The following is a 13428-nucleotide window of genomic DNA, read 5'->3' as shown; positions in this document are numbered from 1 at the left end:
TCGTCCACTGTCCACTTACGTCCCGGCATCATAAACACCTCTACTTCATCTTAACCCATCCCTTCTGTCTGGGTTGACTCTGGGGCCAGTATAGATGTTGTGACACAGCTCTCTTTCTTTATGGTCGATGTGTTCTCACAGGGGAAATATACAGGCAATCCCCTGGCGGTGTTCACCAACGCCGGCCACCTCGCAGATACGGAAATGCAACAAATCGCACGGGAAATCAACTTTTCGGAGACCACGTTCATCCTGTCTCACGAACCGCGACGGGGAGGATACGACGTGCGGATTTTCACGCCGAAAGAGGAAGTTCCCTTTGCTGGGCATCCGACGTTGGGAACCGCCTACATTCTTCGCAATGAGGTGATGGAAACAGCGGCTGATAACCTCCGGTTGAACCTTCGCAATGGACAGATTCCGGTGACGTTTGACGGAGCTCAATCGTTGTATTGGATGCAGCAGGACCAACCCTTCTTCGGCGCCACGTTCGACGTGGCACGAATGGCCGAGGTGCTGAACCTGTCCGTGAACGATTTCGACGGCCGGTTTCCCATTCAAGAAGTGTCCACCGGACTTCCGGTCATCGTCACGCCATTGAAAAATTTGCGTGCGGTGAAAGCGGCCAGGATTGACAGGGAGCGGTATTTTACACTGATTGAGCAAACGGCAGCCAAGGCGATACTGGTGTTCTCTCCTGAGACGTACGAAGCGGAGAACGACCTGAACGTTCGAGACTTTGCCGATTACTTCGGTGTGCCTGAAGATCCAGCCACCGGCAGTTCAAATGGCTGCCTCGCAGGGTATCTGGTGCATCACCGCTACTTTGGAACGCAGTCCATCCAGGTGCGTATTGAGCAAGGCTACGAAATTCCGAGACCATCGCTGCTTCATGCGCGCGCCGAACAAACCGAAAGCGGTATCCGCGTGAAGGTGGGCGGCAGGGTGGTCCCGGTGGCCCGCGGTGTGTGGGAGGCGTGAGACCAGATCCCACGCCGGTCTCAACAACCGTTGGCGCAATGCACGATGCTTACGTGCTGCGCAGAGAACGGAGTCACATGGCAACCGAAATCAGGGAGGAGGAAAGGTGATGGATGACTCGCGCATCACAAGATTGGCCAAGCACAACGCCGATGACCTGGCCATGTTGGTACAGGCCGTCGGATGGAACATCCCAAGAGATCAGATCCATCTCACGCTCTCCACAGGGCAGATGGTCGGTTGCTGGCGTGACGGGCGGCTCGTGGCCAGCGCGGGATTGTATACCTACGGTACGGAACTGGCTTCGTTGGGCATGGTCATGGTCCACCCCGCGTTCCAACGGCAGGGATTGGGGAGAACCATGGTCAACCGATGTCTGCAGGAGACGGAACGGACAAGGACACCGGTGATGTTGGTGGCCACGGAGCAGGGATTTCCTCTCTATCAAGCCGTGGGGTTCAAGGCGGTTGGCCAAATTGGTCGCTTCGAACGAGTCGGCGACGACCCGTCCCAATCCGCGCACGCATCGCCGCCGTCCATTGGTGTGGCGGCGGAGGACGCTAAGGATATGGTGTCCATGGACGCACGAACGTACGGCGCTCCCCGAGACAGGCTGTATCACGCATTGTTCCGTCAGAACGCCACCGGATTCGTCTGTCGGGATGCGTCCGGCGTGCGCGGATTCGCGCTGTGTGTGCACCGCCAGCAGATGCTGGTGGTGGGTCCGTTGGTGGCGGAGAGCTCAGATCTCGCGATAGCGTGGGTGAGAGACCTGACAAGACGGTGGAATGGGCGGATCCGACTGGATGTCCCTTCGGAGCAAACCGCTTTCATCGCAGGTCTATCTCAGCTAAAATTTAGGGAAACCATGATTTCTCCGCTGATGTTGCGCGGTGCCGACCGGTTGCCCGGTCAACGGAATCGCCTCTATGCCATTGCCGATCCGGTCTTTGGTTGATTGACTCATCGCACAGAGAGGAGGCGTTGGATATGCGTCGCGAGCCGCGCGTAGAAAACGATGTCCCGTCGTTCCCTCACCTCTGATGTGAAGGGAATGCCATCATCGTTCCTTCCGTCGGAGGTGCGCATCCGATAAGTTTCCAGCATCGACGGAGGGATGGCATTGAATCAACGGTATCTCGGTGGACTCTATCTGGCGCTGGCGGCGAGCATCTGGGGCGGGATGTACGTCGTCAGCAAAGTGGTGCTGCATTCCGTGTCGCCCATCGCTTTGGTGTGGCTGCGCTATGTGGTGGCATTGGCCGCTCTGTTCATGGCCGCGGTGGCCTCCCGGCAATCCTGGCGAATTCGCTGGCGGGATGTCCCGCTTGTGCTGGCGGTCGGCGTGATTGGATACGCGGTGTCCATCTGGACGCAATTTCTCGGGACGAAATTGTCCACGGCGCAGATGGGCGCCATGATCACCTCCGCCACACCCGCATTTATGGTGGTTTTCGCTCGCTGGTTGCTGGGGGAACGGATCACGCGGCGAAAAGCATTCTCGGTGCTCCTTGCAACCGTCGGTGTGCTGATGATTGTGGGTGTCGGAGGCATTCACGGGAACTACGGCCTCGGCGGGATCATTCTCGGAGTTGCTGCGCTCACATGGGCGCTCATGTCCGTGTTGGTGAAGCGCGTGCCGAGCACATACTCGCAGCTGGTGGTGACCGCCTACGCCATCCTGGCTGCCACCGTCGTGGTGTCTCCGGCGGCCGTTCCACAGCTGCATGGGATCTTGGGAAAGCTGGCCGATCCGGTCGTGTGGGGCGGCATCCTCTACGTCGGGGTGGTCTCCACTGCGTGTGCGTTCTTTTTGTGGAACAAAGGGTTGCAACTGGTGGACGCGGGCAGTGGCGGACTGTATTTCTTTTTCCAGCCCTTGGTCGGCACATGGCTCGGATGGCTCGTACTGGGCGAACAGGTCAGCCTGTGGTTTTGGTTGGGCGCCGTCCTGATTATGGCAGGTGTACTGTTGGCGCTCCGCGAGTGACGAACTGATGCGTGTGCGTCAGGGAACAGCCGTTCATCGGCTGTTCCCTGCTTGAACGAACGCGGCCCACTCCGCGTCATGGCGTTGCGGGGGGAAGAATCACCCGATGTGCCACGGGAGTCGACAAAACAACGGAAGTGTTGATTCTTCCGTATTCAATGAGCGCGTCCACCAACGCTTCCAACCTCTCCATGGAGGCGACGGCCGCCTTCATCACGTAACTTGCAGCCCCCGTCACGCGATGACATTCCACGATGTCCGGCATCTTCTGCACAGTGTCTTCAAACTTATGGCACGTCACCCGAAGATCGGAGACCTGCATCCAAACGAGGACGGGGCGGCCCACCTTCGCTGGTGAAACCCTGGCCGTGAAGCCGGTGAGTATCCCGTGTTCCTGCATGCGATGGATGCGCTCTGTCAGACTGGCCCGGCTTAGCATCAAGCGGGTGGAGAGTTCACTGATGGTGATGCGCCCGTCCATCTGCAGGATCTCCAGAATCTTGGCATCGATGTCGTCCACGCGTCATCTTCCCTTCAGAATGTCGGAATGAAAGTATCACTTTGTTCAAAGTGAAGGGTAAATTGCCAGGAATCACAGCAGAGGTCGCGGGCGCCAATGCACTCCTCAGCTGGATTGTGATGATGTTACTGAGTGTACCCCTGGCGTACACGTTTGCTTCGTTGGCCAGGGATTACCCGAACGCCGCAGGTGTATCGTGGTTTGCTGAGCGAGCGTTCGGTAAGCTCGTCGGCGCGCTCATCGGATGGTTCTACGTTGCGGCCGCCGCAGTGGGTCAATTCATTGTTGCTCTGACGGGCGGCAGCTATGTGGCCTACGCTTTTGGATTGCCGAGGTGGGGGGCGTTTCTCATCGCCTTCCTGTTGTTGGTCGGGGCGGTAACCAGCAATGTGTTCGGCCTGCGGACCAGTGGCAAGGTTCAGTTGGCCGTGAGTGGACTGGTCGTGGCGGTGTTGGTGGTCGTTATTGTGGCCGGCATCTCCAGAACGCACGTGGCCAACCTTGTTCCGTCTGAGCCGCTTCAACATCTGCGGACGGTTGGGACTGGATGCATGATGATCTTTTGGTCCTTCTTTGGCTGGGAAGCCATCACCAGTCTGGCCCCGGAGTTTCGCGATGCAAGGCGCGACATCGTACGAGCCACGTGGGGGGGATTGATCGTGGTGGGCGTCCTGTACATCGGGATTGCCACCGTGGTCATCGGAACACACGCGTACACGGCCGGTGCCACCGCGGCGCAGCAGGCCATGAACAGTGCTGCTCTGGCACATGTGTTGGGATTGGGCATGGGCCGTATCGGAGAAGCGGCGACGGCCATGCTGGCCCTCGTCATCTGCATCGGCACCACCAACGCCTTTGTCGCGAGTGTGAGTCGTTTGGCCTACGCCTTGTCCGAAACGGGGACCGCGCCATCCTGGCTGCGGCATATGAACAAATATGCTGCCCCTGGTCGCGCGGTGATTTTGGTCGGCGGCATTGCCGTCATGGGGTTGATGGTCACTTATCTATGCCACCTTTCTCTGGCGGCGTTGGTGTATGTGCCGAATTCACTCGGAATTGCCACGTATGTCATCGGGACGGCAGTCGGCGTGCGCCTGCTAACGACCGTGAGGAGCAAGTTTGGCGCGGTCACGGCTTGTCTGCTTTGCCTCTGCGCCTATCCGTTTGTGGGGACCGCACTTTCCATCCCTCTGTTGGTCGCTGCCTGCTGCCTGACCTATCTGGGTTTGCGAAAGTGGCGAAGAGTGAATCGGTGAACATCGCATGCATGGGTCTCGGAATGCGGCGCGAGGGGGCAACCGCGGAACAGGTCATCAGAGAGACTTGTCTCGTGGCAACGTCTCTCGAAGCAGAGACAGAATTTGGTGCAGCTTTTCGTCGGACGCTGCCGTCGAACGTCGGATCTCCTGCAGTGTGATGACGAACCAGACAACCAGGATGATGCTGATGATGACCGGTAAAATCCCGACCAAGAACATGCCTATCACGTGTTGTCCCCCTCCCTTCGCGCGCCACGCGAAACGCCGATGATTCTGCAAGCTGACGTCATCATATCTGACGTACCAGAGCAGTGAATTGCGTCAGTGCCGGGGAGACAAACGCGTCTCTGCGATGCACCAGGACGGTTGGTGCGGAGCGAAACGCCTCAGGCACGGCATGCGCCGTGAGCGGATGCCTGCTCTGATCCACCACCGCCTTTGGCACCATCGCTATCCCGAGCCCGGCGGCGACACAGCCGAGGATGCCGTCCAATGTCCCCAGTTCAATCACGGTGCGTGAAACGATGCCCATCGCGTCCAGGTACTGTTCCATTCGCTGGCGGTACGAGCATCCTTCGCGAAACGCCAGCACCGTCATCGGTTGGGACGATTGAATCCCGTGCACTTCTCCCGCCTTCGACACCAGCACCAACTCTTCCTCTATGACGGCGGCTGTCACCAGCAGCTCATGCTCAATCGGGCCCGCCACAAACGCAGCTTCCAATTCGTAATTGAGGACCGCATCCAGCAATGCACGGGTCGATCCGGTCGTCAACGCCAGTTGAACGTCCGGAAACCGCTGGTGGTATTTCGCCAGAATGGCGGGCAAGCGAATGGCGGTGGTCGTCTCCATGGCTCCAATCCGCAGCGGGCCGCGCGGCGTGTCGGTGTCCTGAACCGCCTGTTCTGCCTCACGGCACAGATTCAGAATGCGGGCGGCGTAGCGAAGCAGGGTTTCTCCACTCGGCGTGAGGGACACGCCGCGCGCGTGTCGATGGAACAGGGGGCGCCCGAGGCTCGCCTCCAAGTGTTGAATGCGCGCGGTGATGTTGGATTGCACGTAGCCCAATTGATCAGCAGCTTTCGTCAAACTGCCGGATTGGGCGACGGTCACAAAGACCATCAGATCTCTCAGTTCCAGGGTCGAGCGCCTCCATCCGTCTATCCATCACTCAAAATGATTTTTATCATCGACACAAATCATTTTACATTATGTGACGCCCGCCATACACTCGGGGTGTGACTGTGGGGGGGTGTTCACATGCAATCAGCGGACTCGCTGTCAACCCGGCCCGACCACGGCGAATGGCGCACCGTGGCGGCTGGCTTCCTCGCCTTGGCGCTCGCGATGGGCGTGGGGAGATTTGCGTACACGTCCATTCTTCCTTTCATGTTGGACGAAGCGCATGTCTCGAAAGCCGTCGCCGGATATCTGGCGAGCGGAAACTACCTCGGCTATCTGGTCGGCGCGTTTGCTGCGGGCGCCATTCCGTGGGTTCGCCGCCATCGCCTGGATGTCGCCCGAACGGCGCTGCTGACCAGCGTAGTGACGACGGGGGCCATGGCCTTGACCTCTGCGGTATGGGGATGGTTCACACTGCGCACCGTCTCCGGAGTGGCGAGCGGATTGGCATTCGTTCTGGTATCCAGCACCGTGCTGGACGTGCTGCTCGCACGTGGACGAACGTCGCATATTGGCGTGTTTTACGGTGGAGTGGGATTCGGCATTGCTGTCACCGGCCTGACCGTGCCGCTGCTTGCCTCCTGGTTCTCCTGGCGCGGCGCTTGGTTGGGGATGATGGTGTTCACCGTGGTCATTGGCGTCCCCATTGTGCTGTGGTTAAAAGAGGGCCAATCCACCGCGCCTGCACCGGCCGCAGCCGCGCAACACGGGGCAGCCCCCAGCGGCGCGATTCGATTCCCCTGGCTTGTGGCGGCCTATGGCTGCGAGGGACTTGGATACATCATCACCGGTACGTTTTTGCCGGCCATGGTGTCACAGATGTCAACGTTGCACGCCTCGGCGTCCTACAGTTGGGTGATGGTCGGGATGGCGGCGCTGCCCTCGTGCATCGTGTGGAGCGTTGTCTCACAACGGTTTGGCGCCATCACGGCACTGATGTCCGCGTACATGCTCCAGATGGTGGGCGTCGTGCTGCCGGTTGTGTTTCCAGTGGCCGCCGGCGTCGACATCGGGGCCATCCTGTTCGGAGGCACTTTCATGGGGATCACGACGACCGCCACGACCGTGGCGCGGACCCTTGGCGCAGCGGACAGCAGCCAGGCCATCGGCCTGATGACCGGTGTGTACGGGATTGGACAAATCGCAGGTGCTGCCGGTGCGGGGGTGTTGGCCAATCTGTGGGGGGGATTCGGTCCGCCCACGCTCTTGGCGAGTGGGGTGTTGCTCCTGGGTACCGTCCTGCTGCTGGGCGGGCGAGTCCGCTCGGCACATTCGGTGTCGAACCATCAACTACCGTTGATTCGGCGAAAAGACGCATAATTTTTCATATGGGGCTCGTGCGCCGGGCGATTTCTTGGTACGTTGAAAGTGCTGCATCATCCGTGTTGCGGTGGCGAGCCCGTCTGACCAACGCATACATACCCATGGTCATCGAGGGCAATGCGTTCCATCCAGACACAGACGAGCGAGATGTGGTCCACTGAAGGGAGGAATTTCACATGCCGGTATTGGTGGAACGTCCGCGTGAGATGGTTCCCGTGTCCATTGCGTGGTTGTCCGAGTCCCAAATGTACGGAACACTGCGCGTGCTGGCCAATAGATGGACGGCCATGCGTAAAAAGACCGAGAATGCCCGAAGTGACCTCTCAGAAATTCTGTTCGACGTTTGGATCTCGCGGTGCGGACTCGATCCAGCCCCCGACATTGCGGTGGCTCTCGATGACCGGGGAAATCCCGTTGGCGTTCTCAGCGGGTTCGACTGCCCCTCGCAACGGTATTTCCAGATTGCACACCTGGCGGTGCATCCCCGCTGTCCGGCTGCCTCGCGGCAGGTGGTCCTTGAAAAACTGGTGGAAGCCGCCATCGATAAAAGCATTTCGTTGGGATATCACGGCTGGGTGGCCGTCTGTCCCGAACGCGGCACGGAGAACGCGTGGAATGCGCTGGGGTTCTTCCGACATGACGTGTTCACATTTCGTCGGATGGGATATTTCCAGGGGCGGCGCTGATCACGGCCCCATCGGATGGATGGTCCGCCACCATTGATGGACGAACGGACTCCCGCGCGACTCGGGGACGTATCCCGGGTTTGTGCATCTGCTCCGGTGGCAAGATAGTCAGAGGAGCGTGATTCGGTTGGGATCGTTCGCGACGTGGTGGGTGGTGGAATTTGTCTTGCCGTGGGTGGTGGGCGTTTACTTGTGGAGACGTGACAGCCGCGCTGTGGTGACGGTGGTACCGTGCGCGGTGGCCGTCAGTTTTTTGTTTAACTTGATAGGTTTCAATATGGAGTGGTGGAGCATGGTGCCGAGGACTCGCCTTGAGACCACTTCGGCGCTTCCGCTCAACCTCGGCCTTTATCCCGTGGCTGCGGCCACCGTGTGGTTCTTCGTGCGTCGCGGTCTCCACCCTGTGGCCGCAGTGGGGGGAAGTGCGCTGTTCCTCACGCTCTGCGAAGAGATCGCTGTGATCATCGGACGCGTACAGTATCACCATGGCTGGAACATCGCGTGTACCTTTGCATCCTACGTCCTGGCCCTGATCCTGGTGGTGCTGTACGCGCGCCTTGTGGATGCCACGGACATTCCTTAGGCGAGCCCACATTGGAGCATTCCGGCATGGGGAAACGGGAGAGTGGAGGAAGGGCGGGGGCGGAACCACAGGTAATACTTGCACACTCGGCCAATATCGTCCACACTGGAAAGGTAAGGATTCGACAGGGAGAGGAGAGAGCAGGCATGGAGACGAGGCGCTTTGGCAACACGGACATGAACGTCAGTGTGCTCGGATTTGGCGGCGCGGAGATTGGGTTCCAAAACAGGAGTGTGGATCATGTCCGGCGACTCCTGTCCAATGCGCTGGACGCGGGGCTGAATGTGATTGATACCGCAGAATGTTACGCGGACAGTGAGTCGTTGATCGGTGAAGCTGTGGCAGATCGGCGTCAGGAGTTCTATCTCTTCACCAAGTGCGGACACGCTGCTGGGATGGACGGAGCCGACTGGGATCCGAACATGTTGTCCGCGCAGATTGACAGAAGTTTACGTCGTCTGCGCACCGATACCGTCGATGTCATTCATCTGCACAGTTGTTCGGAGGAGATCCTTCGCCGAGGCGACGTCATCACCGTGCTGCAAAAAGCGAAGGAAGCGGGGAAAACGCGGTATATCGGCTACAGCGGTGATGGTCGGGCGGCGCTGTGGGCGGTGGAGTCCGGGCTGTTTGACAGCTTGGAGACGTCCGTCAACATTGCGGATCAAGAAGCGATTGATTTGACCATCCCGAAGGCGCTGGAACGGGGCATGGGCGTCATCGCGAAGCGCCCCATCGCCAATGCTGCGTGGATTGGCGGTCAACTGCCTGACAATGAATATGCGAGACCGTACTGGCACCGACTGCAGGCGCTGAACTACGATTTTCTGACATGGGATGCCAAGGCCTCCATCACAGAGGCGCTTCGTTTCACGCTCTCGGTCTCCGGGGTTCACACGGCGATTGTGGGCACCGCCAAACCGGACCGCTATCGCGAGAACGCCGAGATTGCTGCCCGGGGACCGTTGGCGCCTGAGGCGTATCAGGCGATTCGATCCCGCTGGCAGGCGACAGCGAAGCCGGACTGGGTGGGCCTTACCTGATTCGGCAGGCACAGCTGGGCGCCGACGCGTCGGCGCCCGCATCCCGCAATTTGCCCGCCGCTCGGATGCAGTCCGTATTCCACAGCGATTGAGCTGCGACGTCGAGGTGGACGGAATGTTCGCTGCGCCGCTCAAACACCGCCCTGAAGGACGCAACGCGTTCGACACTCGGGGCGTTTGCTTGACAGGCTACGGAAGCACGTTGCCTGCGGCGCGGTAAATTTCGTACCACTCCTCCCGGGTCAATCGAATCTCGCTGGCCTTGCAGCAATCCTTCAGTCGCTCCGTGTTCATGGTGCCGATGACCGGTTGCATGTTGGCCGGGTGACGCAAAAGCCATGCGATGGCGATGGTGGTGTTGCTGACCTCATACTTTGCCGCAATCTCGTTGATCTTCCGGTTCAACTCGGGGAACTTGTCGTTGCCGAGGAAGACGCCTTCGAAGAACCCGTACTGAAACGGGGACCAGGGCTGAATCGTGATGTCGTGCAGTCTGCAGAAGTCGAGTACGCTCCCGTCCCGGTTGATGGCAGCATCGTTTTCCATATTTACATTCATCCCGTTGGAAATCATGGTCGCGTTGGTGATGCTCAATTGCAGTTGGTTGGCCACAATTGGTTGCTTGACAAATTTCTTGAGCAACTGAATCTGCATGGGATTCTGGTTGGAAACCCCGAAATAACGGACTTTGCCCGTGCTTTCGAGAAGGTCAAACGCCTCCGCCACTTCCTCCGGCTCCACCAGTGCGTCGGGGCGGTGGAGAAGGAGAACATCCAGGTAGTCCGTTTTGAGACGCTTCAAGATGCCGTCCACCGATGTCAGAATGTGTTCTTTGGAAAAGTCGAACATGCCCTTTCGAATCCCGCACTTGGATTGAAGGATGACCTGTTCACGGACATCATCGTTCATATGTATCGCTTCGGCAAAGATTTCTTCGCAGGAACCTCCACCGTAAATGTCCGCGTGATCGAAGAAATTCGCTCCCTGTTCCAGAGCCGTCCGCACAAATCGCTCCGCAGCCGGTTTATCCAACGTATGAATGCGCATACATCCAACGGCGACGACGGGTACCTCCAGTGTGCTCACGCCAAGTTTGATGGTTCTCATCCGATTCTCCTCCTTTGTGAATTGCGTGGTCAACGTGCGCGGTTCCGCACTCGGGCGGCCTGTGACACGGATCTCTGCGGCGAGAGAGGAGGGCACGAGTCCCCTCAGCACCGAGCACTCGCCTGTCCCGCGCCAACCCTCCCACTTCCTTGAAGATACACCTTGAAGCGCCGTTTGCAAACCGCATCCCGCATCGTCATGGACCATCGCCTTGTGCTTGTGCCCAATTCACGTCCCTGTGAATACCGATGTAAGGTGCAAGGCCTTTGCAGAGGAAGGGAGACGGACGCGAACCATGGCGATTTCCAAACGAAAGCCGAACATGCAGCGGATGGGGAAATTGGGCGCACCAAGAGATATCCATGAGTGCAGCGTTTACTTTCGGAAAGACGCCGACAACGTGATCTTTCAGGTCACCTCCGATGAATTGCCGGCATTACATCGTATTGGACTGGATGACCTATTCATGAGCCAAGGGCACATCCGCGAGCCGCACTGGCATCCTAACGCGGCCGAATTGGACTATGTGGTTGCAGGACAAGTCAGTATTTCAGTGCTCGATCCCATCCGGCATCACCTGTTGTCGTACCATACGAAGCCAGGAAAGGTCGTGTTCATCCCGATGAATTGGTGGCATTGGATCACCGCCACTTCTGACGACGTGCATATCGTCCAAGTCTTCAGCAGTGCAAAACGGCAAATTATCGAAGGCTCGGATATGCTTCGGAACACGCCACCGAAGGTGTTTCAACAAGCTTACGACGTCAACGCCAAACAGTTCGCCGGGCTGTTGTCTCCCATCACCAATGCCGATGAACTGGATTATGTGGTCACGGGTGAAGTGACCGTTTCCATCCTTCATCCAGACAGCCTGCAGGTTTGCAACTACCGGCTGAAGCCAGGGCAAGTTTCTTACATTCCCAAAGGATGGTTTCACTGGATCACGCCGAATACGGAAGAGACGCATCTACTCGTTCTTTTCAACGACGGTAAAATCGAGTCTGTGGAAGGATCCGACGTGCTGCGTTTGACGCCAGCGGATGTTTTCCAAAAAGCGTACGACGTCCATGCGCGACAATTCGCCAAGGAGGTGGCCCCCATCACTGAGACGCTGACCATCGGCCCGCCGAGCCGACATCGCAGGTGAATGTCGGATGACGAATCCACACGCACCGCAGTGTTCGCGTCACCTGTCCTCTCCACACAACACCATGAGGGCCTACGGCGCAAGCACGCTTTCGTAGGGAGGTGGTTGGCGGAAGTAGTTGGGCTTCACCACAGCGTTGTTGTAGCGCTTGTTAAAAATGTGCGTTGTCGCGGGCGAAACGGGGGGAATCAACCAGGACCACGTGCCCGTGACGGATCGACCTTGTTCCGCTTCAAGCCGCTCAAAATGTGCGAATTGCTCGGCGGCCGTGTGATGGTCGACGATTCTTACCCCGTCCCTGGCGAACGAGTGCAAGACCGCAACATTCAGCTCAACCAACGCCTTGTCCAGCCACAGCGATGCATGCCTGGACGTGTCCAGCCCCAACAGGGATGCCACCTTCGGCAGAACGTTATACCGGTTTACGTCGGCAAAGTTTCGAGCGCCGATCTCGGTTCCCATGTACCAACCGTTGAAGGGTGCGGCGGGATAGCGAATGCCTCCAATCTCCAGCACCATATCGGAAATCATCGGAACGGCATACCACCTGAGGTTCAAATCGCGAAACGCCGGAATTTCAGGATGGTCAATGCGCACTTCCAAGATGCGGTTGCGGGGGATTTCGAACCAGCGCGGAGTGCGTTGGCGAAGTTGGATGACCAGCGGCAACACGTCGAAGTGGGTGCCCTGACCCGCCCAGCCCAGCTGGCGACAAACGTTCGTGAATTGGAGTGAGTGCGGATCTCCCACCATCCCGTGTTCGGTTTCATATCCCGCGTAACGGATGACTTGGTGATTCCAGATTCGAACCTCGGCAATGTCCGACTCTGGTTTGAAGATGGTGATGGCCGGGCGGATTTTTCCGCCATTGGTCGCGAAATCAAGGTGCCTCAACACACCATCCGCGATGTCTTCCTCCGTCTGGGCGCTTCTCTCATCGAATACGGTGAGCGACTTCCAGAACAGACGACCGATGCACCGATTGCTGTTCCGCCAGGCCATCCGCGCACCGTGCTCCAGTTCTTCAAACGTATGTTCGTATGTTCCGTACGTTTCAATCTGTTGTTGAATATCGTGCAATCGCTGAGCAGCTTCATCAACACTCTTCCGGAGTTCCTGGTAACAGGTTGCAATGAATGTGGCTGCCTCGCGATACAGTTGGGCTTTTGTCGATGAATTGGACGTGAACGAGCTCGAACCCATGAAACGTGTCATCTCCGACCCTTGATATCGAGTGACAGTGTAACACAACGCCTTCGTCACGGGATTGACAGATGTGTGACGACGGCGACTCGTCAATGTACAGGAAATCGCTCTGTAGACTGTGCGAGGGCGTGGGATGCACACCGAGTCAAGTGAGAAAACAAAAATCCCTTGCACCGCAAGGGATTTCGCGACTTTTTCCACTCCACAAAAACTGGTCCGCAGAGCGCAAATTGTGCTCCGAGCGGCGGATGGATGGACCAATCAGCAAATGGTTAAAGCCGGTCTTGGAACCGGTGTAACCATCGCTTTGTGGCGCACTCGGTTTGCCGAACTGCGCTTGGACGGACTGAAGGATGTTCCAAAACCCGGCCGTCCGAAACAGATCAGCAAGGAAAAAGAG

Annotated in this window: 14 protein-coding genes; 9 read left to right on the top strand and 5 right to left on the bottom strand. The window is 58.2% G+C overall.

Features of this window, described 5'->3' with window-relative positions; genetic code table 11:
* Positions 1–120: 120 nt before the first annotated feature.
* From G463_RS0115705 to G463_RS0115695, 3 genes are all read left to right on the top strand, one after another.
* Complete coding sequence (locus tag G463_RS0115705; RefSeq protein ID WP_425387077.1) at positions 121–981, top strand: PhzF family phenazine biosynthesis protein; 861 nt, start codon at positions 121–123, stop codon at positions 979–981.
* Between the two features lie 109 nt (positions 982–1090).
* Positions 1091–1939 carry a GNAT family N-acetyltransferase gene (locus G463_RS0115700; RefSeq protein ID WP_026975919.1) on the top strand — a complete coding sequence of 283 codons (849 nt, stop codon included), beginning with the start codon at positions 1091–1093 and terminating at the stop codon, positions 1937–1939.
* A 165-nt stretch (positions 1940–2104) separates the two neighbouring features.
* Entirely contained in the window at positions 2105–2971 is an 867-nt protein-coding gene (locus G463_RS0115695) for a DMT family transporter (RefSeq protein WP_026975918.1), read from the top strand.
* Positions 2972–3047: 76 nt separating this feature from the next.
* On the opposite strand, the gene G463_RS0115690 is transcribed toward G463_RS0115695, so the two are convergent.
* Positions 3048–3491, bottom strand: coding sequence for an Lrp/AsnC family transcriptional regulator (locus tag G463_RS0115690; RefSeq protein ID WP_026975917.1), 444 nt, complete (start codon positions 3489–3491; stop codon positions 3048–3050).
* Between the two features lie 50 nt (positions 3492–3541).
* On the opposite strand from G463_RS0115690, the gene G463_RS20890 reads away from it, so the two are divergent.
* Entirely contained in the window at positions 3542–4747 is a 1206-nt protein-coding gene (locus tag G463_RS20890; RefSeq protein ID WP_281171089.1) for an APC family permease, read from the top strand.
* A 57-nt stretch (positions 4748–4804) separates the two neighbouring features.
* Here the strand turns inward: G463_RS20890 and G463_RS23000 are convergent, their stop codons facing one another.
* A complete protein-coding gene (locus tag G463_RS23000) occupies positions 4805–4978 on the bottom strand; it encodes a hypothetical protein (RefSeq protein ID WP_156900260.1) in 174 nt (57 codons plus the stop codon).
* A gap of 61 nt (positions 4979–5039) precedes the next feature.
* Positions 5040–5873, bottom strand: a complete 834-nt coding sequence (locus G463_RS0115675; protein ID WP_051322367.1) for a LysR family transcriptional regulator — start codon at positions 5871–5873, stop codon at positions 5040–5042.
* Between the two features lie 138 nt (positions 5874–6011).
* Here G463_RS0115675 and G463_RS0115670 point away from each other — a divergent pair, with 138 nt between their 5' ends.
* The 4 genes from G463_RS0115670 (at position 6012) to G463_RS0115655 (ending at position 9568) form a co-directional block, all read left to right on the top strand.
* Positions 6012–7253 (top strand): YbfB/YjiJ family MFS transporter, encoded by a 1242-nt coding sequence (locus G463_RS0115670; RefSeq protein WP_026975915.1) that lies wholly within the window; start codon positions 6012–6014, stop codon positions 7251–7253.
* 179 nt (positions 7254–7432) lie between these two features.
* A complete protein-coding gene (locus G463_RS0115665; protein WP_026975914.1) occupies positions 7433–7942 on the top strand; it encodes a hypothetical protein in 510 nt (169 codons plus the stop codon).
* Positions 7943–8069: 127 nt separating this feature from the next.
* Positions 8070–8525, top strand: coding sequence for a CBO0543 family protein (locus G463_RS0115660; protein ID WP_026975913.1), 456 nt, complete (start codon positions 8070–8072; stop codon positions 8523–8525).
* A gap of 146 nt (positions 8526–8671) precedes the next feature.
* Complete coding sequence (locus G463_RS0115655) at positions 8672–9568, top strand: aldo/keto reductase (protein ID WP_026975912.1); 897 nt, start codon at positions 8672–8674, stop codon at positions 9566–9568.
* A 189-nt stretch (positions 9569–9757) separates the two neighbouring features.
* On the opposite strand, the gene G463_RS0115650 is transcribed toward G463_RS0115655, so the two are convergent.
* The gene (locus G463_RS0115650) at positions 9758–10675 is read right to left on the bottom strand and encodes an aldo/keto reductase (RefSeq protein WP_026975911.1); all 918 of its coding nucleotides are present in this window, start codon (positions 10673–10675) and stop codon (positions 9758–9760) included.
* A gap of 295 nt (positions 10676–10970) precedes the next feature.
* On the opposite strand from G463_RS0115650, the gene G463_RS23685 reads away from it, so the two are divergent.
* Complete coding sequence (locus G463_RS23685) at positions 10971–11822, top strand: cupin domain-containing protein (RefSeq protein ID WP_051322366.1); 852 nt, start codon at positions 10971–10973, stop codon at positions 11820–11822.
* A 72-nt stretch (positions 11823–11894) separates the two neighbouring features.
* On the opposite strand, the gene G463_RS0115640 is transcribed toward G463_RS23685, so the two are convergent.
* Entirely contained in the window at positions 11895–13025 is a 1131-nt protein-coding gene (locus G463_RS0115640) for a nitric oxide synthase oxygenase (RefSeq protein WP_051322369.1), read from the bottom strand.
* Positions 13026–13428: the final 403 nt, after the last annotated feature.

It is taken from the genome of Alicyclobacillus contaminans DSM 17975 (assembly GCF_000429525.1).
Classification (GTDB): domain Bacteria; phylum Bacillota; class Bacilli; order Alicyclobacillales; family Alicyclobacillaceae; genus Alicyclobacillus_A; species Alicyclobacillus_A contaminans.
This window is presented reverse-complemented; position numbering and strand designations above follow the sequence as displayed.

Bases quoted from the DNA above. Each gene is read 5' to 3' on its own strand.
- G463_RS0115640 (WP_051322369.1), bottom strand. From the start codon at position 13,025: ATGGGTTCGAGCTCGTTCACGTCCAATTCATCGACAAAAGCCCAACTG.
- G463_RS0115675 (WP_051322367.1), bottom strand. From the start codon at position 5,873: ATGGTCTTTGTGACCGTCGCCCAATCCGGCAGTTTGACGAAAGCTGCT.
- G463_RS0115670 (WP_026975915.1), top strand. From the start codon at position 6,012: ATGCAATCAGCGGACTCGCTGTCAACCCGGCCCGACCACGGCGAATGG.
- G463_RS0115665 (WP_026975914.1), top strand. From the start codon at position 7,433: ATGCCGGTATTGGTGGAACGTCCGCGTGAGATGGTTCCCGTGTCCATT.
- G463_RS0115650 (WP_026975911.1), bottom strand. From the start codon at position 10,675: ATGAGAACCATCAAACTTGGCGTGAGCACACTGGAGGTACCCGTCGTC.
- G463_RS23685 (WP_051322366.1), top strand. From the start codon at position 10,971: ATGGCGATTTCCAAACGAAAGCCGAACATGCAGCGGATGGGGAAATTG.
- G463_RS0115705 (WP_425387077.1), top strand. From the start codon at position 121: ATGGTCGATGTGTTCTCACAGGGGAAATATACAGGCAATCCCCTGGCG.
- G463_RS0115700 (WP_026975919.1), top strand. From the start codon at position 1,091: ATGGATGACTCGCGCATCACAAGATTGGCCAAGCACAACGCCGATGAC.
- G463_RS0115655 (WP_026975912.1), top strand. From the start codon at position 8,672: ATGGAGACGAGGCGCTTTGGCAACACGGACATGAACGTCAGTGTGCTC.